The sequence below is a fragment of the Siphonobacter sp. BAB-5405 genome (genome assembly GCF_002872335.1).
GTDB lineage: Bacteria > Bacteroidota > Bacteroidia > Cytophagales > Spirosomataceae > Siphonobacter.
The window spans coordinates 109,895-134,887 of sequence record NZ_NJAG01000005.1; the positions used below are offsets into that span (position 1 = coordinate 109,895).

Consider the following 24,993-nt stretch of genomic DNA (forward strand, 5'->3'; position numbering starts at 1 on the left):
ACGATCGACGTCTGCACGCCCGCTAAACTGCAATTTGTCAATACCAGTACCGGAGGAAAAAGCTACGAGTGGAATTTCGGGAATCTGGGCAAATCCACGAATCCCGTACAGGGGGAGTTTACCTTTACCAAGCCCGGCGTCTACGTGATTACGCTCGTGGGCCGAAACCCCTTGAGCTGTAAACGCGAGGCCCTGTATCAACGAACCATTCGCGTTTCTGAACCGGCTTTTCAGGTGAGCAAAGATACAACGATGTGCCTCGGCGGAACGGTACAGTTGCGGGCTTCCGGCGGATCGAATTACCAGTGGACGGCCCACGGCTCACTTAACAGTACCACCATTGCTAATCCCGTAGCCACCCCTACCGAAACGACTACGTATACCGTTCAGGCTTCCGATTCGAAAGGTTGTACGGGACAGAAGTCGGTTACGGTGACCATTCAACCGCTGCCGGTTCAGGTCACAGTTTCGGAACCCGTCATTTGCAAGGGCCAAACGGTTCGCATTCAGGCGACGGGGGGAAGTTCGTATCAATGGACTGGCTCGGCCATCAGCGACAGTAGTAAGGCAGCCATTACGGTACAGCCCACCCAAAGTACCGCCTATACGGTTATCGTTAAAGACAATAAAGGGTGCCGTGGACAGGCTACGGCTACGGTAACCATTGATGAATCGTTTCGGCCGGATTTTGCCGTTGAAAAGGTGTTTGACTGCGTAAAACCCACGCAGGTACGCATCAAACTGTCGAACGCGGGCGGCGATCAGTACGACTGGTATTTAGGCAATGGTGATTCGCTGGCGACGCAACAGCCTTCTCCCTACGTGTATCCTAAACCCGGCACGTATCAGGTGACGGGAATTGCCAAACGCGGAAGTTGTACCCTTTCGGCTTCTCAGCCGATAACCATTGAGTCGCCGCTGGAAGTGCCGAACGTGGTAACGCCCAACGGGGATGGCAAAAACGATCAGTTTGTGATTGGTACCAACGGACTAAAATTGGATGTGTTCAATCGCTGGGGGAAAGCCGTTTACCAACACGTGAGTTATCAAAACGACTGGACCCCCTCCGTAGCTCCGGGAACCTATTACTACCTGATCACTTTTCCCGATGGGAAACAGTGTAAGAGCTGGGTGCAAGTTATTAACTAACGTTGTATAATTTACAGTTAATCAGTATTTTAGCATTCCATTCAAACGTTTACACCCATGAAATCATTCGTTCTAACCCTGGCCTTGGCCCTTGCCGGACTGGCGGCCCAGGCTCAGGCCACCTACCACGGAGCTAAAATCACGACCGATCACGCGATTTCAACCACCCAATTGGTGGAACAAATGAAGAAATCCGATACGCTTGCTACCAAAGTGACAGGTACGGTAGAATCCGTTTGCAAGATGAAGGGTTGCTGGATGAAAGTGAAACTGCCCGAAGGCAAGACGATGCGGGTTTCGTTTAAAGACTATGATTTCTTCGTACCAAAAGATATTGAAGGCAAAACGGTTGTATTTGAAGGACAGGCCTTCTCCCGCGTTACACCCGTGAATGAACTCAAACATTACGCTGAAGACGCTGGAAAATCAAAAGAAGAAATTGCCAAAATCACACAGCCTGAGAAAGCCGTGGTTTTCGTAGCGGATGGGGTTATTGTTAAATAATAGTCTATAGTTTCCAAAGAAAAAGGCCGAAGGAAGATCATTCCTTCGGCCTTTTTCACTTGTAGTATTCTCTTACTCCCGTTGCGTTAGTTTCCAGCGGGTTCCCGCCAGAGCGAGGGTAATTAAGGAAAGGAAGTAGATGATATTCCGTGAATCAATCAGTCCTCGTCCGAGGGCATTGTACTGCGTATCCAGCCCCAGCCAGCCTAACCAGTACGCGGCTCCATTCCAAACTTCCAGTCCAGCCACGGAGCTTAAACCGACATACAGCAGGAAACTAATAAACACGCCCAGTAGGAATGCGATGATCTGATTATCTGTCAGTGAAGACGTGAACAGCCCGATGGCCGCAAAGACGCAACCCAGCAGAAAAAGGCCGATATACGATCCCTGTACGCTCGCCGAATCAATGTTTCCCACCGGATTTCCTAACTGATACACGGAGTAGTAGTAGATCAGCGTAGGTACCAAAGCCAGAAAAATCAGAAAACAGGCTGCCAGAAATTTACCAATGACCAGTTGCCACTCGGTTAGCGGCTTGGTGAACAGCAATTCCAGCGTACCAATTTTTCGTTCTTCGGCAATGGAACGCATGGTGATGGCGGGTACCAAAAACAAAAACACGTACGGAGCCAGATTGAAAAACGTCGCCAAATCTGCGTACCCACTGTTCAACACACTCGTATCAGGAAAGATCCAGACCAGCAAGCCCATCGCCAGCAGAAACACCGCCATTACGACGTATCCAACCAGGGAGCTTAAAAAGGAATTGACTTCTTTCTTGAAAATAGTAAACATACCGTAAAAACAGGGAGAAATAGCAGAGTGAAACCGGGCGTATAACGCTAAAAGAGCCAGATAAATTTTTCCGGGATTCGCTTATCCAAACATGGGGCGATCCCGCTTGACAACGGCGGCGACGATCAGACCCAGTACCGTACCCACGATTACGCCCGTTAAGATGGTCATTACAAAACTGAAACCGGGATTGGTCATCAGCGTAACGAATCGCATGGCCGTTTCGGTTTGCTCTTCGGTCATGCCGCGTTCTTCGTACGCATTCCGTAAGGCCCGCAGCGTTTTTTCCTGAGCTGAATTATCAATGAACTGCGTATAGATCAAAATAAGACCCGCCGATAGTACCCCCCATACCGCTCCGGTCAATGCCGCAATCCCTACCCCCTGGCCAAAGGAAATATATCCTTCGTTATGCGTACGAAATTCCCGCATTGCCAGCACCAATACTAAAACCGTAAAACCGATTTGTAGAAAATTGGTCAGCAAACCCCAGCCCATGTTGGCTTTCATGGGATCATCAGGCATCATATTCAACGCCTGATAACTGATGGAGAAGACAGCGGTAACGATCCCGGAAATCGCTCCCCATTTCATGGCGATACGAGCAGTAGAAGGGGTTGGTTCCATAGTGTAGTAGGTGGATAGGGGTTAATGATACAATCGAAGTAGGGTGATAAACTTAACTACTGGCACTCATTTTCCGAATCCAGATCGCTACCAGAGCCGCGTATAGGAAGTGAAAAATCATGCGTAACATGCCAAAATTGCTCCAGAAAATAGATTCCGGGGAAATCTGCTCAATTTGCTCCAGAAAAAGCTTGAAGTCAACCGGACCGGCATCTTTCTGATTGCCAAATTGTTCTTTGACCATCGTCTGATCCTGTAAGGCCAGACGTTTCAGATCCGTGATAAATTCCGGAACCAGTGAAGGTTCGACATATCGAACGTAACCCGCCACCAATAAACCGTCCACAAAACTCGCCGTCAAAACGACCAGTACGCAGAACCCAAAGATTTCCAGAAAATTCATGGGTCGTCGGACATTTTTCCAGTAGCGGCGGGCTCCAAAGGCCATCGCTACCCACATGAGGATCATCCCCAGATTCCGGCGGGTACCCAGCGGCATGGCGTCTGTTAGCTTTAGTACGTAGAAATAAGCAAAGCAGGCTAATCCAGCCAGCAAGCCTAAGCCTAAAGCCAATCGTAGAAAATACTTGTTAATCATGGAGATGAGGCAATGTGTGGCAGGGAACGTTGTTCACTGCCACACCAGCTATACTTTAAAACTCAAGGGTTTGCTATGAAAGGTACTCGTACCCTGATTCACGACGCCGTACACTTTTCCGCGTAAGGTTTTACCCACGAAAGGCGTGTTTTTGCCTTTGGATTGCCAGTCGGCCAAACTTACCGTCCATTCTTCATCCGGATTAAACGCGGTCAACTGAGCAATTTTTCCTTCGGCAATTGTTACCGGGTTTCGCTGTAATACGGAGCGAGGGTTCGCCGTAAAGAGTTCCAGGACTTTTTCCAGTCCCAGATTTCCGTAGGTCAGGGCCGTTGCAAAAGCTGTTTCCAGGCTACTGATTCCGAAGTCGGCTAAATCAAACTCCAGGTTCTTCGATTCCGTATCCTGGGGATAGTGATCGGACACCAGAGCATCGATGGTACCGTCGGCAAGGGCCGCCCGCAGAGCTTCTACTTCGCTGGCTGGCCGTAACGGGGGCATTACTTTCAGATTCGTATCGAACTCGACTAAATCTTCATCAGTGAACGCCAAATAATGAGCGGCCGTATCACAGGTTACGGGCAGTCCCTGAGCTTTTGCCTGACGGATCAGTTCTACCGAACGAGCCGTTGAGACCAGGGAAAAATGCAGGCGGGGTCGTAAGTCAAAGGTTTCAACCGCGTATTCCAGTAACCGTAAATCCCGCTGAATCATCAGTTCTTCCGCCATGGTCGGAATGCCCCGCATGCCCAGCATGGTACTCATATTTCCCTCGTGCATCTGACCGTGAACCGTCAGCGTAGGCTCTTCGGGACGTTGAATGAGCAACCCATTCACCTGAGCCAGATATTGAAGCGATTTCAGCAGGATGTCGGCATTCCAGATGGGTTCTTCACCATCAGTAAAAGCGACGGCTCCCGCATGATGCAGATCAAGCATTTCTGTGAAATCCTTGCCTTCGCAACCCAGGGTAAGAGCGGCGGTGGGTAAAAACTGTACGGCCTGATCTTCGGAAAAACTGCGGAAATAATTGAGGCTTTCTTTCCGCTGTACTACAGGCTTAGTATTGGGAAGCAGTACGACTTCCGTGAAACCTCCAGCGGCGGCCGCCCGTTTCAGGCTGTATAAATCTTCCTTAGCCTCGTAGCCGGGATCTTTGGCGTGAACCCGCAGATCGCACCAGCCCGGCGAAATACAAAGTCCTTCCTGACGGATTTCCTGCCCTGAGGAGATAGCGGCAAGATTTTCACCCATTTTTCGGATGATACCGTCTTCAATCCACACATCCACCACCTGATTATGAAATGCCGAATGCGGATCAATAATGCGAACGGAACGAAAGAGAAGATTCATAGGGTCGAATGTTGAACAAGGAACAAAGCATACCGAAAATTCGGTGTCCTTTGTTCCTTGCTCTGATCAATGGTTTATTGACGATTTTCGGCCACCTCGCACAGAGCGATACGCACGAAAATAGAAAACGGTCGACTGTCGACTAGTGTACAGACTCCTGGTAAGTAGCGGCGTCCATCAAGGCATCCAGATCAGCCGGATTTGACACCTCAAGTTTGATTACCCAGCCATCACCGTACGGATCGGTATTGACTTTATCGGGACTGTCGTTGAGGCTCTCGTTTACTTCGAGCACTTTACCCGCTACGGGCAGGAACAGATCAGATACCGTTTTTACGGCTTCTACTGAACCAAATACTTCGTTGGCAGCCAATTCCTGATCCAGGGAATTAACTTCTACGAAAACCACATCGCCCAATTGATCCTGAGCATAATCGGTAATACCAACCAATGCTACGTTACCGTCAACGAGTTTAATCCATTCGTGTTCAGCGGTGTAGCGAAGTTCTGAAGGAAAGTTCATGTGTTTGTGATGGCAATCTGTCTGAAATTCCCTGCAAGTTACGGAAGAAGTTCAGGGTTTAGCGTCCGGGGTTTAGAGTTTTTTCGATTTCCCGGCCTGCGGAGGCAAGCTCTGGTGGTACACTGTTTTTACCTACTCCCCTCAAAAAACAATAAAAGCTATGAAAGCCAATCCAGCCTCACAGAACACAGCGGCTCATAAGCATAATAAAATGCATAAGCCCGAAAACAAAGACAACTTGGACAGCCGGGTCAAACAAGAACTCGACAATAACTCGAATAACCGGAAAGAAATCCGGAGCAATCAACCCAAAGATAAAGAGTAACGAAAAAGCGGATTCCCTTTCAGGAATCCGCTTTTTTAGTTTTCGGTTTTTAGTTGTCAGTTGGGTTCATGCCAGCTTATCAATGCAATTCTAATTTAGGAATCCCTACGATCTGTTGTAGATCACTTACCTTCGAGTAGTTTGCCATTGAAAACGGAAAATAGGCCACTGAAAACGTTACAAACTTTGCGTAATCCCCAGTTCTAATCCCCGTAACTCAGCCAGTCCCCGTAACCTTCCAATAGCTGTATACCCTGGATTCGTCCGTTTTTCGGGATTCAGATCATCCAGCATCCGGTGACCGTGGTCAGGTCGCATGGGAATATTTACATCCGTACGTCCTTCCTTTTCCCGACGTTTCATTTCTCCCACGGCGGCTTTCATTACCTCGTACATCCCCGCATGCCCTTCCAGGTGATTAGCTTCGTGGAAGGTCTCCGGTACCTCGTCAATTTCGCGGTGCACGCTCCGTAAATGGAGGAAATACGTACGGGGTCCGAACTCCTGTAGCATAGCGGGCAAATCATTATCCGCCCGTACCCCAAAACTTCCCGTACAGAAGGTCAGTCCATTCGCAGGCGAATCCGCTACCGAGAACATCTCACGAATATCCGCTGCCGTACTCACCACCCGCGGTAATCCCAGAATCGGCCGTGGCGGATCATCCGGGTGAATACAAAGCTTCACCCCTACTTCTTCGGCTACGGGTACTACTGCTCGCAGGAAGTAATACAGGTTTTGCCGGAGTTCGAAGTCACCGATTTCAGCGTAATAATCCAGTACTTTCTGGAATTGCTCAACGGTGAAACTTTCTTCCGAACCGGGCAGACCCGCAATGATATTACGAATCAGTAAGGCTTTCTGACTTTCGTTTAACGTCTTAAAGTAAACCTCGGCCCGTTGACGGAAAGATTCCGAGTATTCGGCCTCCGCCGCCGAACGCTTCAGTATAAATAACTCGAAAGCTGCGAAGGCGACGGCATCAAACCGCAGGGCTTCCGACCCGTCGGGTACGACGTAGGCCAGATCCGTTCGCGTCCAATCGAGTACGGGCATGAAGTTGTAACACACCGTCGTGATGCCTTGCTGAGCCAGATTACGCAAAGTTTGCTGATAATTGGCAATGAGCTGATCCCGGTCGGGCATGGCTCGCTTGATGTGCTCGTGCACGGGTACACTTTCGACTACAGCCCATTCCAGTCCAGCTGCCTCGATTAGCGTTTTGCGGGATTCAATGGCTTCGGGAGTCCAGATTTTACCGTTAGGCACTTCGTGTAAGGCCGAGACGATACCCGTAGCTCCGGCTTGCCGAATGTCCGACAACCGTACGGGATCTTTCGGACCAAACCAGCGAAAAGATTGAAGAAGAGGCATAAAAGAGTTTAGAGTTTTCCGTTGTCTGTTTTCAGTTAAAGGGTTCTTGGCGAACCTTTAGTCTGAACTGCGTGAGCCGTATCATTCGCTACGAAATCTCAACTGCTCCGTCTACCCATCAGACAAAAATCCTAAAAAACTGAACAGGCCACCGCAGTAGATTACGATCGTTACCCATTCAATTTTTTAGGATTAAATGACGTAGTACTTACAGCGATACGCCACGTTTCCAGGGGATGAAATCATCCTGACCCAGCCGCACCGAGTGCGGGGTAACCTGACCGCTGGCAACCTGAATGACGTAATCCAGAATGCGTTCGCCCGCTTCATCGATGGTTTCCTGACCGTCGATGATGGTACCACAGTTGATGTCGATAATATCGTTCATCTTGTGGTACAGCTTCGTGTTCGTCGAAAGCTTGATGACGGGGGCAACCGGATTACCCGTAGGCGTACCCAGACCCGTGGTAAACAAAACGACGGTGGCTCCCGAAGCTACTTCAGCCGTGGTACTCTCCACGTCGTTTCCGGGGGTACAAACCAGGTTCAGACCGGGCTTGGTCACTTTCTCAGGGTAATCCAGCACATCTACAACGGGTGAATTCCCACCTTTTTTCGCGGCTCCGGCAGACTTGATGGCGTCCGTAATCAATCCATCCTTGATATTACCGGGTGAGGGATTCATGTAAAAACCAGAACCTACGGCTTCCGCCCGCGAATTGTAGATTTTCATCAGCGAGTTGAACTTCAAAGCCGTTTCTTCATCGACGCAACGATCCGACAGTTCCTGTTCTACACCGCAGAGTTCCGGAAATTCCGCCAGAATGACGGTACCGCCCAGCGATATGAGAATATCTGACGTATGACCAATCGCCGGATTCGCCGAAATTCCGGAAAACCCGTCCGAACCACCGCATTCCAGTCCAATGACCAGCTTGGAAAGCGGAGCGGGCTGACGTTCAATTTTATTGGCTTCGATTAGTCCAGCAAAGGTTTGCTTGATCGCTCCGGCAATGAGTTTCTCTTCTGAACCAATTTCCTGCTGCTCAAATACGTACAGCGGCTTGGCAAAGTTCGGGTCCCGCTTGGCAATTTCCTCCTTCAGAATCGATACCTGAGCGTTCTGGCAACCCAGACTTAGTACCGTGACTCCCGCCACGTTGGGGTGCGTCGCATAGCCAGCCAGCAGGCCACACAGAGCCTGAGCGTCCGAACGCGTACCGCCGCAACCCATTTCGTGGTTGAGGAATTTTACACCATCCACGTTCGGAAACAGGCGGGTTTGGGTCGCTGTTTCTTCCTCAATGGCTAAATCGGCGTTGAGAATGTCCGTTACGGATTTGCCGGAACGGTACAGGCTAATCAACTGCTCAGTCTGATCTTTCCAGACCTGATTTTTGCCGTAGCCCAGGGAATCCACCAGGGCTTCCCGCATGACTTCCAAATTCCGGGTTTCGCAGAATACCATGGGCAGTACGATCCAGTAATTGGCCGTACCTACGCTTCCATCCTGCCGGTGATACCCCAGGAAAGATCGCTGCTTAAACTTGGTTGTATCGGGTTGGGTCCATTCCAGCTTACGCGATCCCAATCCAAAATCGTCCGAGGCGTGACGCGTATTGAACGTGTGCATGAGTCCGCCTTTGGGGATAAACTGCTTGGCCTTCCCTACCAGCACACCGTACATGGTAATGTCTTCATCGACGGCCCGATCTTCCGTCAGAAATTTATGCTTGGCCGCAATATCATCGACCAGCTCGTAATCGACCCCCTGAAACGAAATGATCTCGCCTTTTTTCAGATCAGTTAGGGCGACAATAACGTTATCGGCGGGGTGGACTTTTAATACTCGTTGCTGCATGGGAGTAAAGGATTCTTTCTTTCAAAAGATGAAATCCGGACCTTGCTACCCGAATTTCCAATGGAAAAGAAATGAATAAAAATCAGTTAAGATAAAGCGGCCTCAAAAGCGGCTTCCGGACTTTCCTGAAGCTTGTTCAAATAGAACGCCACCCGCTCGCCGAAGCCAGGTAAGGCATTTAGATCCGTACCCCAGAAATCCGTATTGCCGAGTACTTCCGAAAGTTCGCCCTGACGCGACCACCAATCGAAGTACCAGCCAGCGGGTTCGTCCTGAATGAGGTATGATTCGCCGTTTCGTTCGCCAAAGTACTTGCCTCCTTCTTCTTTCACGGCCTTCATGAACAGTACATACGCCGCAAAACCCAGGGCAAAACGCTCCGGAGCCGTGCCCGTCTGTTCGTAATGCTTGAGTAGCAAAGGCACGTTACGGGTTTTCATCTTAGAGGTATAGTACAACGTAATACTGAGCAGTTTATGTTCCAGAAAGGGATTGGAAAAACGGTTCAGCAGACTGGCTCCGTACGTACGGGCTACCTCCAGCTCGATCGGGTATGGAATGGCCGGGGCCAGTTCTTCAAACATCAATTCTTTCACATAGCGACTCGATACAGGATCGACCATGCTTTCGCGAACGGCGTTTTTACCCGAAAGATAATTCAGTCCGCAGGTCAGGGTGTGCGAGCCATTCAGCAGGCGAAGTTTCAGCTCCCGGTAGCGATCAATATCGGGTTTGATGATCACCCCTAAGGCATTGGCTTCGTCACAATCCACGGCGTCAAAACTCAGTACGCTTTTTACTTTTTCATCGCCTTCAATAGCCCAGAGGCGGTATACTTCTGATACGCAGAGCAGGCCATCTTCATAGCCTAGTTTCTGCTGGTATTCGGCCTGATCCGTCGCGTTAGGTTTTCCGGGAACAATCCGGTCTACCAGTGAATTACAGAAGGAGTTGGCCGTTTCCAGCCACTGAATAAAGTCAGCTTCGAGATTCCCGCGACGAGCCAGCTCCAGTACAATTTTCCGCAGATTCGTACCATTGTCAGGCACAAGCTCGGTGGGTACAATCACCATACCGCTTTTGGCTGAACCGTTAAACGCTTTCCAGCGAGCGTACAGAAAGGCCGTCAGTTTACCCGGAAATGATTTGGGAGGCGTGGCCTGCAAATCTTCGGTTTCGTCGAGCTGAATACCGATTTCCGTCGTATTCGAAGTAACAATCTGCATCTCGGGATTGCTCGCACAGGCCAGAATTTCGGCCCATTGGCTCGGAGCAGCCAGGGTACGGGAAATACTGGCGTTGACGATGTATTCTTCAATCGGTTGTCCATCTTCGCCCAGGCCCCGAATCACCTGCGTAAAGAGTTGATCCTGCCGATCAAATTCGGACGTATCGCTTCCGGTTGATTTCACCACCACGATTCGACCGTTGAATACGCCCTGTTGATTGGCTTTGTCCACAAAATAGTCGCACAACCCCCGCAGCAACACGCCCGTACCAAATTGCAGAATGCGTTCGGGTAATTCAAAAACGGAGGGATTGGGTAATTGAACCGGCACAGTTGCCGAAATTTGGGGCAAGTTTTTGCGGGAAAGCAACATGACTAAAGCGTTAGTAAAGTTTGAAGTAGAGGGTTGGAAGTTTGCCGTAATCATCCAAGATAAGCTGGATGATTTGCTGATCAGCTCTTCTTCTACCCTTGTATACAAGTGAAATTTTTTCGAATGATTCGTCTGTAAGGAAGGACGGGCGAAGTCAGATCATACCCTGAATAAAAAGAAATAATGGAAGCAGGAAGCTCAAACCCTACGCATTCGGATCCGACACACGCATCGAATGAGCTGGTACTCACCAAGGACGGTAGTCATACGCTCTACTCGGCCCGCTTTAACCAGTGGTATCATTCCCTGCACGGAGCTTTTGATGAATCGAAACGTATCTTTCTGGAATTAGGGCTGGATTATTTACTGGAATCGGGAAAGCAGGAAATCCGGATTCTGGAAATGGGCTTTGGTACGGGCTTCAACGCTCTCCTGACCTTACTTAAGGCCGGGCAGTCACCCGTTGCCGTACATTATACCAGCCTGGAAGCATATCCCGTTCCGCCCGAAGCGTATCGGCAACTCAATTACGACGAGTTTATGCACGCATCAGTTTTACAATCGCTGCACGAGGCGGTCTGGGACACGGACGTACGCCTGTCGCCCACCTTCACCCTGCGTAAAGTTCACGCCACTCTTCAGGATTTTCTGGCGAATGCACCCCTCGGCGAGCCGTACGATCTGGTCTATTACGACGCCTTTGCTCCCAGCTCACAGCCAGAACTCTGGACTACTGAAGTTTTTTCCGGAATCGGCCGCCATTTGCAGGTGGGTAGCCTATTGACTACCTATTGCTCCAAAAGCGTTGTACGGAGGGCCTTACAAGCGGCTGGTTTTCGCGTCGAAAAACATCCCGGACCGCAGGGCAAGCGGGAGGTAGTACGAGCTGTTTGGGAACCTGAACGTTCAAATGAGTCCTAAAACTGACATTTTTTAACTGTTTTAGACATTTTGTCAGTAATTTATTTTCCAGATTATCGGAAATAAGACATTTTGTCACTAAATTTTCAATTTTTGAGTTTGGTATAGCTGTTTTAATTATAGAGTCGTCCGACAATCAATGAGTCGGTTGAACATCGAAAACAATAAAAAACGTTATAGCCATGTCACTCGTGAAATTTCATCAACCTGCATTCCCTTCTTTAGTAAATCGTTTCTTTAACGATGACTTCTTTCAATCGTACAACCAGGTAGCTGGTAAGAATGAGTTCCATAATTTGCCTGCTGTCAATGTCAAAGAAAGCGAAGGAAACTTCCAGCTTGAACTGGCTGCCCCTGGTTTGAAAAAAGAAGACTTTAAAGTAAGCGTACACGAAAATCGCCTGGTCATTTCAGTCAAGAAAGAGAGCCAGAACGAAGAGAAAGCCGAAAAATACAGCCGGAAAGAATTCAGCTACAGCAGTTTCCAACGGGCCTTTGTATTACCCAAAACCGTAGATGGCGAGAAAATCGAAGCCAGCTATACCGACGGAATCCTGTACCTGACGCTCCCGAAAAAAGAAGAAGCAAAAGCACAGCCTCGTGAAATTTCCATTGCCTAATCTTATCTAGTGCGGTTGGTTCGTGCGGAGGAAAGCAGGGAGAACACTAGCGTTCTCCCTGCTTTCTTAACATTCAGCCCGCTCATTTCCCTATTATCACAATCTGTTGTTAAAAAACCTTAATCCCTTTATTTTCGCAACAGATTCTCTCTAAACCGCGTTAAGATTAGCAAGTCTAAGAACTTAACTAGAACAACTTTTCGCTGATTCGATTTTGGAGCACTTTTTTACGTAAACTAGTAATGAATTTCCCTCTCCAAACAACGTTTAACAGCTATGAATAACAGCAATTGGAAATCTTTAGCCCTGGTTGGGGTATTGAGTAGCGGAATTACCCTGGGTGGAGCTCACCTCTTGGGATTAGGCTCTCAACGGGATGTGGTACTGACTGAAGCCAACGCTTCAGGAGCGGGTGCGAAGTTCACCACGAACATGGCCGGTATTCCCGGCGATTTCGTAGCGGCTGCCGATAAATCGACGCCGGCGGTGGTACACATCAAATCAAAAGTCGTACGTCAGGTGAGTCAGCGGCAGATGCCCAGCATCTTCGACTTCTTTGGCGATGAAGACTTCGGTGGTGGCCGTCGTCAGCCTCAACGTCAGGAAGGCATGGCCTCAGGTTCGGGTGTGATTATCAGTCCCGATGGATATATTGTTACGAACAACCACGTCGTAGCCGACGCTTCCGAGCTGGAAGTAGTACTGAGCGACAAACGGAAGTTTAAGGCAAAACTCGTAGGTACGGACCCCAACACGGATATCGCCGTGATTCAGTTGCAGGGCGAAAAACTGCCCGCCAACCTGCCGTATCTGCCCTTTGCAAACTCGGATGATATTAAAGTAGGTGAATGGGTACTGGCCGTAGGTAACCCCTTTGATCTGGAATCAACGGTTACGGCAGGTATCGTGAGTGCGAAAGGCCGTTCCATTGGTATCCTGGGTGATCGTGAGAAAGCTCAGAGTCCGATTGAAGCCTTCATCCAAACGGATGCGGCCGTAAACCCCGGTAACTCGGGTGGTGCTCTGGTCAATTCCAGAGGCGACCTGATCGGTATTAATACGGCCATTGCCGGTGGTCAGACGGGTACGTACGTCGGTTATTCGTTTGCTGTACCTTCTAACCTGGTGAAGAAAGTAGCCAGTGATTTGCTGAAGTACGGTAACGTTCAACGCGGTTACCTGGGTATTTCACAAATGCAGGTAGTGGATGACAAGCTGGCCAGCCAGAAAGATCTGAAAGCTACTTCCGGTATTTACTTCGGTAGCTTCGGTGAAAACCCGAACGCCAGTGCTGCGAAAGCCGCTGGTCTGAAAATCGGTGACGTCATTGTGAAAGTAGACGGTAAAGACGTCAACGACTTGCCTCGTCTGGTAGAACTGGTCGGTGCTCAGCATAAACCCGGTGACGTGGTCGTAGTAACCGTAAACCGCGATGGTCAACTGAAAGATTTCAACGTTACGCTGAAAAACATGGACGGTAGCACGGGTATCGTAAAATCGCCGGTTTCTTCACTCGTACAAGTTGAATCCGTAGGTGCCAAACTGGACAACGTGACGAACAACGAGAAATCGAAATTCCGCATCAACGGTGGAGCCAAAGTGGTGGAAGTACTGTCCGATGGCTGGATGGAATACCAGGAAGTTCCGGTAGGCTTTATCATTACCAAAATTGATGATACGGTTATCAAAGATGCCAAACAAGCGGGTGACCTGCTGGCGAATCGTCGGGGTCGCGTGCGGATCATTGGTATCGATCCTTCAAGCGGACAACAATATCGTCTGGAAGGTACCTTACGTTAATTCTTCGTATAAATACAAAAATCCCCGTCAGTTGGCGGGGATTTTTTGTATTTATGCGTCTGCAATTGGGTAAAAACGGGAAGCGTTCTTGCTGATGCTTCCGTTTGATTTTACTTTTAAAAGAACTATTCGCGATAGCCTTATGCCGAAGTTAGACGTGACCGCAGTTGAAACATACGCTAAAGCGTATGCCGCACAACTTTGCAATGAACAGTACGCTCAGCAAAATCGAATCAACGGCGATGCCCTGCTCCGTTTCAGTCCGGTATCCCAGGTTAACCTTTTTGTCATTCGAGACCTCTACGATGCCTGGAAAGAAACGGCTACTGCCTTTCGTAGCCCGTATTTCAACTTTGAAAGTACCGAAGTCAAAACGGCTCTGCAAAGCTTTCTTAATACGGTATCGCAGCACATTTCCGTCGAACGCAAGGATCTGGAAGCCCTGGTAGCGAAAGCTACCCACGAAAGTCTGGAACTATTACTAGCCCCCAAGGAGTATTTCCAGGGCTGGTTACGCGAACTTCCGGATTATAAGCTTACGGCTGATCAACTAAAAGCCTTTAAGAAGTACAATCGCATTCATACGGGCATTGCCGGTGGTCTGGCCGAACGTCTGGGCACGGAATCCGCGGCCAGTACAACCCAGGCCATTTTGTGGCTGGATTCGCTTCTGAATGAATCGAGCCGTCTGGATGCCACGCCAACTATCCTGGATCAGTTTGCGAAAACCCTACCCCTGGATGAATCTACGCTGTACGTAAAAGAGGCTTCTGCTAACTTTTTCGAACAGGTAGCTCCGGGTATGGCGGGATCTTCCCCCTCGAAGGAAGAAGGATACGCAGGATCATCTCTGGTAAGTCGGGCGGAATCTTCCGGACCGGAACCCATGGCTTCGACGATTCCCAGCCCTTCGGTACCCGCTCCGGATTACGCCGTTATTCCTACCGCACCTCCCGTTACCGTTGCGGAAGATGTGACGGCGAGTGTCAATGATCCGTTTGCCATGCAACCGACGAACCTCAACGAAAAATTTCGGCAGAATTCCTCCGCCGCCGAGGAAACCGTAAGCAGTCAGTTTCAGCATAAACCAATTGCCAGCTTACATAGCTTCATTTCACTCAACCATAAGTTCATTTTCATCAATCAGCTTTTTCAGGGCGACGCCGCGGCGTACCATCAGGCCGTAGATGAACTCGAAAAATGCCAGAGCTTTGATCAGGCCAAGGATTTGATGAACCGGGTTTATTCAACCCAGTATAAGTGGCGGGATGTCGCCGATGAGGCCGACGACTTCTACGAAATTGTGAAGAGACGTTTCCAAGGATAAAAAGAAACCCCGGCTTCTGACAAGCCGGGGTTTTACTTGTAAGCGTATTTCTTCACTAGTTAGCCGAAAGAATTTCAAGTTCAAACAGCAAAGGAGCATACGGTTGAATCGTATACGCGTTTTGAGCTTCATTCAGTCGTCCTCTGGTTCCATAGCCTAACGAAGAAGGCATAATAACAATCGCTTTTCCGCCTACCTTCATTTTCTGAAGGGCCTGATTAAACCCAGGAATGGTTGTAGATACCCCTACCGTAAACGTTACGCCTGCAGTGGGACTCTCATCAAATTTGGTTCCGTTCAACAATTGTCCCCGGTAACGTACCGTTGCTGATTTTCCATTCGTTAACTGGGCCCCGGTTCCTTCTGTGATATTGATGTACCGCAGTCCTTCGGAGGTAGTTTCCGTCAGCTTCAATTGCTTGCTCGTAATATATTCTTCAATTTGTTCGGCTTCATTCAACACCCGTACCATTTTGATGTCGTACCGAACCGCTGAATACGCGGGCAGAATCACTTTTCCGGTAGAATCAGCGTACTGCTGACTTCCATAGGCTCGGGAGTGCGGACTCAATACGATATTGGATCCTCCAATGCCAATCATGGAAAGTCCTTCCAGTAACGCTCCGTTGTCCCCGCTGAAATTGAGGCCCCAGGTACCTGTAGCCAGCCTTGTCTTAAACGTAGAATCAATGATCTGATTATTCAGCTGCGTGAGGTAAAAGTTATACCGCACCTGCTCTCCTACCTGTGGTTTACGGCTACTGGTCGTTCCGCCCACTTGGTAATAAATACCAGAGGGTGATTTCGTAGCACTTAACCCATTAGAAGCGATATAAGCTTGAATTTGTTTGTCATTTTCTTCGGCCTTTTCTTGATAATCATCATTAAGACCTTTGCACCCGGTCAATAGAGCGGCACCGGCCAGTACAAGAGGAAGATACAGTTTCATTGTAACGATAATTTTTTGTTAGGAAACGATGAAAGACACCAAAGAGGTGCCTTTCCGTTGGAATAAATCCAAGTAAATTTTCAAAAAAATCAAAAAAGCGGCTTATACCGGTAATTTTCCTTTTTTGACATCAATAAGCTCTACTTCAAAGACTAATACTGAATTAGGAGGGATAGCTCCGGGAGAACCCTGCTCGCCGTATCCTAAGGCCGAAGGAATCATAATTACTCCTTTTTCGCCTTTTTTCATGGTTTGAACCGCTTCATCAAAACCGGGAATCATTTGTCCGATACCCACGGGGAAGGACAGGCCTTCTTTGTGGTTTTCGTCGAAAATCTTTCCGCTCAGAAGTTTTCCAGCGTAGAATACTTTCACCGTATCTCCTTTGGCAGGAGCGGGGCCCGTACCCGGCTGCGTAGTAGCGTACTGTACCCCTGAAGGTAAGGTTACGGCGTTTTTCAGGTTATTTTTAGCGATGTACGCGGAGATATCACCCGCTTCTTTCTTCGGACGAGCGGTACGTTCGGTTTCAGCCCGTTTCTGGAAAGCTTCCTGCGTTTCAATTTTCAGGAGTTTTACCTGGAATTTAAAATCCGTACCTGCTTTAGCAAACGGAGGTAACTGGGTGGCTCCAGGGCCACGGAACAAAGAATCTACGCTAATGTAAAAAGTAGCACTGTCACCAGCCGCCAGCATTTTCATTCCGTCTTCGAAGCTTCCTTTGTACGGACCTTTCTGAGCCAGCATGACCAGGGGTTGGCCTTCCTTCTGGGAATCCCGCAGTACGGAATCACCCGGCGTTTTCACGACCATATGGAACGTTAGTACCTCTCCGTCTTTGGCTACTTTCCCTTTTTCATCGTGTTCGTGAAACTGGTACTTTACTCCATTTTCCGCAACACTAACCTTAAACTGATTACAGGACCACAGCGTGGCAGCAGCCAAAACCGGCAGTACCCATCGTTTTTTTTGCATGAGAATTGATTCTATTTCAGAGTTTAATTACAAAAGTACAGAATGCTTGGAAGCTTAGGCTTCATCCAATTGGTCTTTAATTTCCGGCAAGAGCGAAATCAGCCGCGTGACGGCCTCATCGAGCGATTCCTGCGTACGACCACCCGCTGCATTCCGGTGCCCTCCCCCACTGAAATGCTTCCGGGCAAACTCGTTGACGGCGACATCCCCCACTGAGCGGAAAGAAAGTTTGACTTCCCGATCACGTTCGATCAGCAGCACGGCCATCACAACATTTTCGATGGAGAGGATATAGTTTACAACCCCTTCCGTATCGCCGGTCTGCGAATTGAAGCGTTTCAGTTCTTCGGCCGTCAGAGCCACGTAAGCCGCCCGGTAGGCAGGCAGCACATTCAATTTCTGGGAGAGTACATACCCCAGGAATTGCATGCGTCCCAATGAATTATTATCAAAAATAAGCCGGTGGATCCGGTTGGTATTCACGCCCAGTTCAATCAGGTCGGCCGCCATGCGGTGTACGGCCGGATTGGTACTGGGGTGACGGAACGAGCCCGTATCTGTCATCAGACCCGCGTACAGACATTCGCCAATGGCTACATCGAGTAGTTCTTTACCGTCCAGTTCATTAATAAGCTGGTAGATGAGCTGAGCGGTAGCCGCTGCCGAGGGCTCAGAAATGACAATCGAAGCGAAATCTTCGGGGTGATGGTGGTGATCAATCATCACCTTGGGCAGGGGCGAATTCCGAATGATGGCCTCCAGGTCGTGCAGACGGGCCAGAGCATTAAAATCCAGACAGAAGATGACGTCAGCCGCGGCAACGGTCTGAGCGGCCAGAGCTACGGTTCGCTGGCTAAACTCAATGACGTCTTCGTTGCCCGGCATCCAGGCCAGGAAACGAGGAGCTTCGGATGGCGTAATAACCCGGACGGTATGCCCTTTTTTGCGTAAGTAACCAGCCCAGCCCAGCGAAGACCCTAAAGCATCAGCATCTGGATTGTAATGAGTAGTGATTACTACCCGTTGCGGCGTTTCAACCAGCCTTTTCAAGGCCTCTAACGCGTGTGGATTCAGACTCAAATCGCTCATTTTTTCTTAGTAATCCTACTGCGGCACAGGGATTATGTGACTTTTCTGGGTTAATGCAACGCCTCTGTTCGCTCCCGTCTTTAATCCACTCCCCTCAGTTAAATCCCTAAACATTTGAAATTCAGAAATTTACCAACGAATAAATTCAAGGATAATTTTTTACGAGCGGGCAAAGTTATTGAAAAACAGAGCAAAAACCTTTGCATTTGTCTTCGGCTTGTCCTTTCGGTAAAAATGTATCCCTAAATTGCGGGCAGAATTTCGATAAAACACAGGTTTTGTTGATTCATGTATTCTGACTTATTGCTGGACATCAGCGGATTAGTCCATTCATCCCAATCTAAATTCTTTAACTTTCTAACGAATCTATGGCAAGCAATCGCACATTTACGATGATTAAACCGGATGCCACCGCAGACGGCCATACAGGAGCGATCATCAAACTCATTGAAGAGGCTGGCTTCCGCGTTGTAGCACTGAAAAAAACGCTGTTAACTCAGCAACGGGCCGGTGAATTTTACGCTGTTCACGCTGAACGCCCCTTCTATAAGGACCTTTGTGCCTACATGTCTTCGGGTCCCATCGTGCCGATGATTCTGGAGAAAGAAAATGCGGTAGCTGATTTTCGGAAGTTGATTGGAGCAACCAATCCGGCGAATGCCGAAGAGGGAACCATTCGGAAGCTGTTTGCCAAATCAATGGAAGCCAACGCTATCCACGGTTCTGATTCGGATGAAAACGCGGCCATCGAATCTAACTTCTTCTTCGCAACCACGGAGCAGTATTAATAGAAGCCCTCAACAAAAAGAGGTTTGAAAATAACTTTCAAACCTCTTTTGCTTTAGTAGTCAGACCTAACCCATTTCCCATGAACGAATTTGCCCTCTACCTTCAGCTCGGTTACGAGCATATTACTGATCCTAACGGTTACGACCACATCATTTTCATTATCGCCTTATGTGCCATCTACCGGCTCCGCGACTGGCGACGCGTGCTGATTCTGGTAACGGCCTTCACGCTCGGGCACAGCATTACCCTAGCTCTGGCTACACTTCAATATATTCAATACCGTACGGATGTCATTGAGTTTCTGATTCCGGTAACGATTCTTTTCACGGCCATCACCAATCTATTTCAGAAGAGTCGTACGGACAGTATCTTAACTCCTGACCCACCCGTGAATGCTACTCCCCGTTATTTGATGGCTCTGTTTTTCGGTCTCATCCACGGAATGGGCTTTTCTAACTTTCTACGCAGCTTACTGGGAAAAGAAGCATCGATTGTCAAACCACTATTGGCTTTCAATATAGGTCTTGAATTAGGCCAGTTACTGATCGTATTGATCATCTTGAGTATTGCCTGGGTACTGATTGATCTCTTTCGGGTAAAAAAACATGACTGGAAATTAGTAGTCTCCGGGGCCGTAGCTGGCATTGCTGTCATTCTCATTAAAGAATCGGATTACTGGAAGGAGCTGATGGGTTAGTGCATAGTACGCCAACAAAAAACCCATTGATCGAAGTGATTCAATGGGTTTTTTGTTAGGTTACTACTACAAGACCTATTAGCTATTTCAAAATCAGTACCCTTTATAGTTCAAGACGGTTAGTACGGTTTTCCAGATAATTTTAAATTCCAGTCCAACCGTCCAGTTTTTGATGTAGTATAAGTCATACATCAGTTTATGGCGGGCATCCTTTGCTCCTGCTCCGTACGGATACATCACCTGAGCGTAGCCCGTAATTCCGGGTTTGATGGCATGGCGACTAGCGTAATGAGGAATCACTTCTTCGAAACTTTCCGTAAATATTCGCCGCTCGGGTCGAGGACCTACCAAAGAAATTTCCCCCCGAAACACGCTCAGTAACTGAGGTAACTCATCAATACGGGTGGCTCGCATAAATGCACCATACTTAAATACACGTTTATCTTTTTTACTGGAAAACTGAGCCCCGGCAGCTTCGGCATCCAGCCGCATTGAACGAAACTTAATGCAGTAAAACTCCTTTTGATGAAGACCTACACGGCTTTGACGGTAGAAAATGGGGCCAGGCGACTGCTGGGCGATTCGTATACGGCTCCATAACCACAAGGGGCTTGAAACAGCCAATAGTAACGAAGAAATAGACAGGTCGATGATGGTCTTGCTCAGATTTTGAAGCCGATTTTTTCTTTGAACTAAAGCAAGCAGGGGATTTGATTCTTTATGAGATTCCGGTACGTATACCTTCTTCAGATACTTTTCACAAAAATCGTATACGGTGAGGATTTTTATGTTCTTATTCGCACTGGCAGCAAATTCATAGATAATCTGATAACGCTCATCGTACTCGGGATTAGCCACCAGATGAACATCCGTATAGCCTTCCAAGATAGGAGCCAGAGCTTCGCGTATGAGATAAGTCTCATCGACCAGGCGAGGCACTAAAATAACCTCTCTATATCGAGTCAGTAAAATTTTGAGATCGTGCTTCTGGAGAAAATAATCATAACCCGTAAACAATATGATTTGCTTACCGATTGATTTCTTACTCTTTAAACGGTGAATATATTGTTGGCAGGTTGGATATAAATGTGTATTCATAAATACAGTAAATTTCGGCCATGAAAGATAAAACAACGTATAATAATCCTGAGCAGGCGAAATCTAGGCGTGTAGAATGCACAGGCTAATCTAGCTTACAGATACAATACTACCAAGGTTCTTGTTAACATTTCTTAAAAAATTAATCATGAGCGGAACTCCAAATCAGATAAATACAAGTCTTCACGAATATTTTCTTGATAAAATACAAATAGCAGTCATTGGTTTAGGATATGTAGGATTACCACTAGCGGTAGCCCTAAGTCAAAAGTACCTAACTATCGGATTTGACACTGATCATCAGAGAATTACAGAACTGGAAAGTTATGTTGATTCAACTAATGAAGTAACTACATTAGAATTAGAAAAGGCAACCAATCTAAAATTTACATACAATTCTGACCTAATCCGTTCCTGCACCATATACATCGTTGCCGTTCCTACACCTATTGATGCATTCAAGCGTCCAGAATTATCCTATTTACTGGCAGCCAGCCGTACGATTGGACAAATGTTAAAAAAAGGGGACTTAGTCATCTATGAATCCACGGTCTATCCAGGCTGTACCGAAGAAGACTGCGTACCTGTACTAGTAGAAGAAAGTGGACTACAATATAACCAGGACTTCTTCTGCGGTTATTCGCCTGAACGAATCAATCCTGGAGACCCTACTCGTCCTGTAACCGCTATCAAAAAGGTCACTTCCGGTTCAACTCCTGAAATAGCAGAGTTTGTAGATCAATTATACAGAAGCGTTATTACAGCTGGAACGTTCAAGGCTGCTTCGATTAAAGTAGCTGAAGCTAGTAAAGCGATTGAAAATGCTCAAAGGGACGTTAATATCTCTTTCATGAATGAGCTGGCCCTACTCTTCGACCGATTGGGAATTGATACCCAAGAGGTACTGGAAGCAGCTTCTACTAAATGGAATTTTTTGAACTTTCGACCTGGATTAGTAGGAGGACATTGTATCAGTGTAGACCCGTACTATTTACTCTATAAGGCTGAAAGTGTAGGATACTATCCAGAAGTTTTGCTATCGGGTCGCAGAATTAATGATCAAATGAGTATCTTCATAGCTAATAAACTCGTAAAACTTATGATTAAAAAAGGGCATCGGATTGAAGGTAGTAGAGTCCTTATACTAGGAATAACTTATAAAGAAAATTGTCCCGACGTGAGAAATAGCAAAGTAGTAGATATAATTAAAGAGCTTACTGATTATGGCATAATTACTGATGTATGGGATCCAGTAGCATCACCCACCGAAGTAAAAAAACAACTGAACATTGAGTTAATAACCCAGTTAGATAGTCAGTACGAAGCAATCGTCCTAGCTGTATCACATAATTTATTTCATTCTTTAGATTGGGAAAATCTAAAGAATCCTAATACAGTTATATTTGATGTGAAAAACATAGTACCTAAAAATTTATCTAGTGGACGTCTTTAGTCAATTATTTAACATATCATAATATAGATTTTCGTGTTTTTCTAGCATTGAATTCAAATGAAAGTGGGCATTGAAATGAGCTAGAGAATTATGAGACAAGTCAATTAATTGAGCTGGATTGTGAAATAATCGTTGTAAACGCTGACTTAGCTGATCTACATCACCTTGAGCAATTAAATAACCATTATAGCCTTCTATTACTTGTTCTTTGATTCCATCTACATCAGTAGCTATAATAGGTAGTGAACAAGCCATAGCTTCTAAAATAGACATTGGTAATCCTTCCCAATTTGTGATAAGCAAAAAAATATGAGATTCCTGTAAATAGGAGTTTACATCTGAAACTTTACCTGCAAAATGAATACGATCTATAATTCCATAATTTATAGCCATTTCTCTGGCAGAATTCAGAAGCTCTCCGTCTCCTAATAGGTTAAGAAACCAGTTTTCGTGTTTAAGTTTTGCTAGAGCTTTGATTAAGGTAGTATGATCTTTCTGAATAGAAAATCTTGCTGACATAGTTAAAATAAAGGGAGCCGAGGAATCTGGCAAATAATACGGTACAGTTCTGTTTATTGGCTTAACTCCACAATAAATAACGTTTATTTTATCCGAAGTTATAACTTTATACTTAATAGCAATTTCTTTATTAGCATTAGAAACTGTAACTATCTGATCAGATAATTTAGCCATTATCTTCTCTATTGCTAAATAAATTTTTAAAGACTTACCGGACATGCCCTCTGCAAACGACCACCCATGTGCTGTAAATATATTTGGAATTTTTAAGTAAAAGCAAGCTAAACGAGATATAATTCCTGCTTTACTCGAATGTGAGACAACAATATCTGGCTGTATTTTCTTTAATAATTTCACGAAATTCACTATAGTCAGACTATCCTTTAAAGGATCAATTGATCTGATTAAATGTTTTAATAAAATAACTTTTACACCTACCTTTTCGGCTAATTCCGTCAATTGACCAATAGTTCCAACGACTAAGGTAACTTCATGTCCTTGCTCAACCAGATATATACATAACTCTAGTACGTATTTCTGAGCCCCATACAACTCGTGCCCTAATGTAATAAATTGAACTATTTTCATTGATTAGTATGATCAAATATTAGAAATATAATTAAATTAATTTTATCCAAATTCTTGAATAAAATTCAACAGCATCATAATATAATACTATATAAATTTACAATACCGTATTAATAAACTATTATAAATCAAACAATTAAAAAATAGCTAGCCATTTAATAGGCACTTGTGGAAGCATACATATACTTTAATAATTTAACAAAACATAATTATTAATATTCTGTTTGACAATCTCTATACTGATAATTAAATCAATCTATTATAAATAGAATATCAAACTACTCATAAGTTATTGAGATTTACAATCATGTAGTCTAAACATAGTTTATAACATTACCTAATCCAAAGCTCTTTTCTTATCTAAACTAACAACATCAAAACTTTTATTAGATGACATATATAAATAATATCCAAAAACTATAAATAAAATCAAGAAATTACACCGATATCTAATCCCGCTACCTGGATTCAATGCTCCAAACGGATAATGAACAAATAACAACCAAAAGTAAGTAAAAAACCATAAAGATAAGTTTTGCAAACTTATATATACAAACCCCTTTATGTACATACTTTTCACAAACCAGTAAAATACTATTAGGCAAATAATTACGCTTTCTATAAAAAAAGGAGCTTGTATAGGTTTTTCCATAACTTCTAAAATTGTGGGGCCCGCAAAAGCAACGAACATTCCTACTGGAGCATATTTAAAAAAATCACCTGAGTTGACCCAAGGATCGTCGCGAGTCGAATTACTATCCTCAATTGAGAAGTGCAAATGTTGTAAAGAGGCAAAACTTTCAATGAGATCTGAAAAATAGTATATTATAATTATTTCAGATACAGTAATAACTCCAATAAGTAACACGTTAATAAATGCATTTAGCTGTAATCTGAATATGAAAGCAATTAACAGAATATGTAATATAGCTATCATATATTGAGGTTTAAAAAGCAAGCAAAGATAAAAAGCTAATAGTTCAAGCAAATTTAGTCTGTAACGATTAACTTTAAGAACCTCTATTAAATAGCCACAAATAATTCCCATATAGAAACTCCCTATTGCTTCCTTTGATACAATCGAGGTCCATATGCCGAACGAAGGAAAACTTAGAACTGCTAGTAGCAATATTAACTCCTGAGTACTAAGATTTAATTTTAAAACTGCGTACCTTATCCCTATAAAGGATAAAATAACACATGGAATATGTACAAGTATCGTATTTAAAGATATGATCCGTGAAATGGCTCCTATCAAATCCATTAATACAGTAGATGGACCAGCTGGATCTTCACTCAAGAAAGGGATAGTTGACAACAAATCAGGAAATGAAGCACTTATATACCGTTCCGTATCTCCTAAGATTGTTAGTTTAGAGAAAACAAAAACAGCAAAAATCATATAAAACACTTTTCCTAGAAAAAAAAATAACCAAATTTTCTCTTTATTGATAT

24 protein-coding genes are annotated in these 24,993 nt (G+C 45.9%); 10 read left to right on the forward strand and 14 right to left on the reverse strand.

The genetic code is table 11. The features are described from left to right. Nucleotides 1-252: 252 nt before the first annotated feature. Nucleotides 253-1,149: a gliding motility-associated C-terminal domain-containing protein gene (locus tag BWI97_RS28255; RefSeq protein ID WP_233207759.1), complete on the forward strand. Its 897-nt coding sequence runs from the start codon at nt 253-255 to the stop codon at nt 1,147-1,149. A 57-nt stretch (nt 1,150-1,206) separates the two neighbouring features. Further along, on the forward strand, nt 1,207-1,653 hold the full coding sequence (locus tag BWI97_RS04485; protein WP_094812451.1) for a DUF4920 domain-containing protein: 447 nt from the start codon (nt 1,207-1,209) through the stop codon (nt 1,651-1,653). A 72-nt stretch (nt 1,654-1,725) separates the two neighbouring features. Here BWI97_RS04485 and gldF read toward each other — a convergent pair whose 3' ends face one another. The 5 genes from gldF to gcvH all read right to left on the reverse strand — a co-directional run bounded on the left by gldF (nt 1,726) and on the right by gcvH (nt 5,552). Then, the gene (gldF, locus tag BWI97_RS04490; protein ID WP_094812453.1) at nt 1,726-2,451 is read right to left on the reverse strand and encodes a gliding motility-associated ABC transporter permease subunit GldF; all 726 of its coding nucleotides are present in this window, start codon (nt 2,449-2,451) and stop codon (nt 1,726-1,728) included. An 81-nt stretch (nt 2,452-2,532) separates the two neighbouring features. Further along, on the reverse strand, nt 2,533-3,078 hold the full coding sequence (locus BWI97_RS04495; protein ID WP_094812456.1) for a DUF4199 domain-containing protein: 546 nt from the start codon (nt 3,076-3,078) through the stop codon (nt 2,533-2,535). A 52-nt stretch (nt 3,079-3,130) separates the two neighbouring features. Next, nucleotides 3,131-3,676, reverse strand: a complete 546-nt coding sequence (locus tag BWI97_RS04500) for a DUF4199 domain-containing protein (RefSeq protein ID WP_094812458.1) — start codon at nt 3,674-3,676, stop codon at nt 3,131-3,133. Between the two features lie 48 nt (nt 3,677-3,724). Further along, nucleotides 3,725-5,029 (reverse strand): dihydroorotase family protein, encoded by a 1,305-nt coding sequence (locus BWI97_RS04505; RefSeq protein ID WP_102200185.1) that lies wholly within the window; start codon nt 5,027-5,029, stop codon nt 3,725-3,727. A 142-nt stretch (nt 5,030-5,171) separates the two neighbouring features. Continuing rightward, on the reverse strand, nt 5,172-5,552 hold the full coding sequence (gene gcvH / locus BWI97_RS04510) for a glycine cleavage system protein GcvH (protein ID WP_094812463.1): 381 nt from the start codon (nt 5,550-5,552) through the stop codon (nt 5,172-5,174). 160 nt (nt 5,553-5,712) lie between these two features. On the opposite strand from gcvH, the gene BWI97_RS27590 reads away from it, so the two are divergent. After that, nucleotides 5,713-5,877 (forward strand): hypothetical protein, encoded by a 165-nt coding sequence (locus tag BWI97_RS27590; protein ID WP_158242685.1) that lies wholly within the window; start codon nt 5,713-5,715, stop codon nt 5,875-5,877. 177 nt (nt 5,878-6,054) lie between these two features. Here BWI97_RS27590 and uxuA read toward each other — a convergent pair whose 3' ends face one another. From uxuA to BWI97_RS04525, 3 genes are all read right to left on the reverse strand, one after another. Continuing rightward, a complete protein-coding gene (gene uxuA / locus BWI97_RS04515) occupies nt 6,055-7,251 on the reverse strand; it encodes a mannonate dehydratase (RefSeq protein ID WP_102200186.1) in 1,197 nt (398 codons plus the stop codon). A gap of 208 nt (nt 7,252-7,459) precedes the next feature. Then, entirely contained in the window at nt 7,460-9,112 is a 1,653-nt protein-coding gene (locus BWI97_RS04520; protein ID WP_102200187.1) for a UxaA family hydrolase, read from the reverse strand. 86 nt (nt 9,113-9,198) lie between these two features. Continuing rightward, on the reverse strand, nt 9,199-10,713 hold the full coding sequence (locus BWI97_RS04525) for a tagaturonate reductase (RefSeq protein WP_102200188.1): 1,515 nt from the start codon (nt 10,711-10,713) through the stop codon (nt 9,199-9,201). A gap of 183 nt (nt 10,714-10,896) precedes the next feature. On the opposite strand from BWI97_RS04525, the gene mnmD reads away from it, so the two are divergent. From mnmD to BWI97_RS04545, 4 genes are all read left to right on the forward strand, one after another. Continuing rightward, on the forward strand, nt 10,897-11,634 hold the full coding sequence (gene mnmD, locus BWI97_RS04530; protein WP_102200189.1) for a tRNA (5-methylaminomethyl-2-thiouridine)(34)-methyltransferase MnmD: 738 nt from the start codon (nt 10,897-10,899) through the stop codon (nt 11,632-11,634). Between the two features lie 182 nt (nt 11,635-11,816). Beyond that, a complete protein-coding gene (locus BWI97_RS04535; protein WP_094812474.1) occupies nt 11,817-12,254 on the forward strand; it encodes an Hsp20/alpha crystallin family protein in 438 nt (145 codons plus the stop codon). A 276-nt stretch (nt 12,255-12,530) separates the two neighbouring features. Further along, entirely contained in the window at nt 12,531-14,054 is a 1,524-nt protein-coding gene (locus tag BWI97_RS04540; RefSeq protein WP_102200190.1) for a trypsin-like peptidase domain-containing protein, read from the forward strand. Nucleotides 14,055-14,196: 142 nt separating this feature from the next. Continuing rightward, on the forward strand, nt 14,197-15,381 hold the full coding sequence (locus BWI97_RS04545) for a hypothetical protein (protein ID WP_094812478.1): 1,185 nt from the start codon (nt 14,197-14,199) through the stop codon (nt 15,379-15,381). Between the two features lie 55 nt (nt 15,382-15,436). On the opposite strand, the gene BWI97_RS04550 is transcribed toward BWI97_RS04545, so the two are convergent. The 3 genes from BWI97_RS04550 to BWI97_RS04560 form a co-directional block, all read right to left on the reverse strand. Beyond that, nucleotides 15,437-16,330 carry an FKBP-type peptidyl-prolyl cis-trans isomerase gene (locus tag BWI97_RS04550; RefSeq protein ID WP_094812480.1) on the reverse strand — a complete coding sequence of 298 codons (894 nt, stop codon included), beginning with the start codon at nt 16,328-16,330 and terminating at the stop codon, nt 15,437-15,439. A gap of 102 nt (nt 16,331-16,432) precedes the next feature. Next, nucleotides 16,433-17,305 carry an FKBP-type peptidyl-prolyl cis-trans isomerase gene (locus BWI97_RS04555; RefSeq protein ID WP_094812482.1) on the reverse strand — a complete coding sequence of 291 codons (873 nt, stop codon included), beginning with the start codon at nt 17,303-17,305 and terminating at the stop codon, nt 16,433-16,435. A 54-nt stretch (nt 17,306-17,359) separates the two neighbouring features. Then, complete coding sequence (locus BWI97_RS04560) at nt 17,360-18,394, reverse strand: bifunctional oligoribonuclease/PAP phosphatase NrnA (protein WP_102200191.1); 1,035 nt, start codon at nt 18,392-18,394, stop codon at nt 17,360-17,362. Nucleotides 18,395-18,762: 368 nt separating this feature from the next. Between BWI97_RS04560 and BWI97_RS04565 the strand changes: the two genes are divergently transcribed. Both BWI97_RS04565 and BWI97_RS04570 read left to right on the forward strand, forming a co-directional pair. After that, nucleotides 18,763-19,182, forward strand: a complete 420-nt coding sequence (locus tag BWI97_RS04565) for a nucleoside-diphosphate kinase (RefSeq protein WP_094812484.1) — start codon at nt 18,763-18,765, stop codon at nt 19,180-19,182. An 80-nt stretch (nt 19,183-19,262) separates the two neighbouring features. Continuing rightward, nucleotides 19,263-19,880 (forward strand): HupE/UreJ family protein, encoded by a 618-nt coding sequence (locus BWI97_RS04570; RefSeq protein WP_102200192.1) that lies wholly within the window; start codon nt 19,263-19,265, stop codon nt 19,878-19,880. Nucleotides 19,881-19,973: 93 nt separating this feature from the next. Here BWI97_RS04570 and BWI97_RS04575 read toward each other — a convergent pair whose 3' ends face one another. Continuing rightward, nucleotides 19,974-20,978 (reverse strand): sugar transferase, encoded by a 1,005-nt coding sequence (locus BWI97_RS04575; RefSeq protein ID WP_102200193.1) that lies wholly within the window; start codon nt 20,976-20,978, stop codon nt 19,974-19,976. 148 nt (nt 20,979-21,126) lie between these two features. On the opposite strand from BWI97_RS04575, the gene BWI97_RS04580 reads away from it, so the two are divergent. Further along, nucleotides 21,127-22,431 (forward strand): nucleotide sugar dehydrogenase, encoded by a 1,305-nt coding sequence (locus tag BWI97_RS04580; protein WP_102200194.1) that lies wholly within the window; start codon nt 21,127-21,129, stop codon nt 22,429-22,431. Here BWI97_RS04580 and BWI97_RS04585 read toward each other — a convergent pair whose 3' ends face one another. Continuing rightward, complete coding sequence (locus BWI97_RS04585) at nt 22,432-23,538, reverse strand: glycosyltransferase family 4 protein (protein ID WP_102200195.1); 1,107 nt, start codon at nt 23,536-23,538, stop codon at nt 22,432-22,434. 337 nt (nt 23,539-23,875) lie between these two features. Next, a complete protein-coding gene (locus tag BWI97_RS04590; protein WP_146010872.1) occupies nt 23,876-24,940 on the reverse strand; it encodes a hypothetical protein in 1,065 nt (354 codons plus the stop codon). Nucleotides 24,941-24,993: the final 53 nt, after the last annotated feature.

Coding starts and splice junctions, on each gene's coding strand:
- BWI97_RS04535 (WP_094812474.1), top strand. CDS start 11,817: ATGTCACTCGTGAAATTTCATCAACCTGCATTCCCTTCTTTAGTAAAT.
- BWI97_RS04545 (WP_094812478.1), top strand. CDS start 14,197: ATGCCGAAGTTAGACGTGACCGCAGTTGAAACATACGCTAAAGCGTAT.
- BWI97_RS04575 (WP_102200193.1), bottom strand. CDS start 20,978: ATGAATACACATTTATATCCAACCTGCCAACAATATATTCACCGTTTA.
- BWI97_RS04590 (WP_146010872.1), bottom strand. CDS start 24,940: ATGATTTTTGCTGTTTTTGTTTTCTCTAAACTAACAATCTTAGGAGAT.
- BWI97_RS04565 (WP_094812484.1), top strand. CDS start 18,763: ATGGCAAGCAATCGCACATTTACGATGATTAAACCGGATGCCACCGCA.
- BWI97_RS04585 (WP_102200195.1), bottom strand. CDS start 23,538: ATGAAAATAGTTCAATTTATTACATTAGGGCACGAGTTGTATGGGGCT.
- BWI97_RS04560 (WP_102200191.1), bottom strand. CDS start 18,394: ATGAGCGATTTGAGTCTGAATCCACACGCGTTAGAGGCCTTGAAAAGG.
- gcvH (WP_094812463.1), bottom strand. CDS start 5,552: ATGAACTTTCCTTCAGAACTTCGCTACACCGCTGAACACGAATGGATT.
- BWI97_RS04485 (WP_094812451.1), top strand. CDS start 1,207: ATGAAATCATTCGTTCTAACCCTGGCCTTGGCCCTTGCCGGACTGGCG.
- BWI97_RS04520 (WP_102200187.1), bottom strand. CDS start 9,112: ATGCAGCAACGAGTATTAAAAGTCCACCCCGCCGATAACGTTATTGTC.
- BWI97_RS04540 (WP_102200190.1), top strand. CDS start 12,531: ATGAATAACAGCAATTGGAAATCTTTAGCCCTGGTTGGGGTATTGAGT.
- BWI97_RS04580 (WP_102200194.1), top strand. CDS start 21,127: ATGAGCGGAACTCCAAATCAGATAAATACAAGTCTTCACGAATATTTT.
- BWI97_RS04570 (WP_102200192.1), top strand. CDS start 19,263: ATGAACGAATTTGCCCTCTACCTTCAGCTCGGTTACGAGCATATTACT.
- uxuA (WP_102200186.1), bottom strand. CDS start 7,251: ATGCCTCTTCTTCAATCTTTTCGCTGGTTTGGTCCGAAAGATCCCGTA.
- mnmD (WP_102200189.1), top strand. CDS start 10,897: ATGGAAGCAGGAAGCTCAAACCCTACGCATTCGGATCCGACACACGCA.
- BWI97_RS04500 (WP_094812458.1), bottom strand. CDS start 3,676: ATGATTAACAAGTATTTTCTACGATTGGCTTTAGGCTTAGGCTTGCTG.
- gldF (WP_094812453.1), bottom strand. CDS start 2,451: ATGTTTACTATTTTCAAGAAAGAAGTCAATTCCTTTTTAAGCTCCCTG.
- BWI97_RS04550 (WP_094812480.1), bottom strand. CDS start 16,330: ATGAAACTGTATCTTCCTCTTGTACTGGCCGGTGCCGCTCTATTGACC.
- BWI97_RS04495 (WP_094812456.1), bottom strand. CDS start 3,078: ATGGAACCAACCCCTTCTACTGCTCGTATCGCCATGAAATGGGGAGCG.
- BWI97_RS04555 (WP_094812482.1), bottom strand. CDS start 17,305: ATGCAAAAAAAACGATGGGTACTGCCGGTTTTGGCTGCTGCCACGCTG.
- BWI97_RS27590 (WP_158242685.1), top strand. CDS start 5,713: ATGAAAGCCAATCCAGCCTCACAGAACACAGCGGCTCATAAGCATAAT.
- BWI97_RS04505 (WP_102200185.1), bottom strand. CDS start 5,029: ATGAATCTTCTCTTTCGTTCCGTTCGCATTATTGATCCGCATTCGGCA.
- BWI97_RS04525 (WP_102200188.1), bottom strand. CDS start 10,713: ATGTTGCTTTCCCGCAAAAACTTGCCCCAAATTTCGGCAACTGTGCCG.
- BWI97_RS28255 (WP_233207759.1), top strand. CDS start 253: ATGTGCCTCGGCGGAACGGTACAGTTGCGGGCTTCCGGCGGATCGAAT.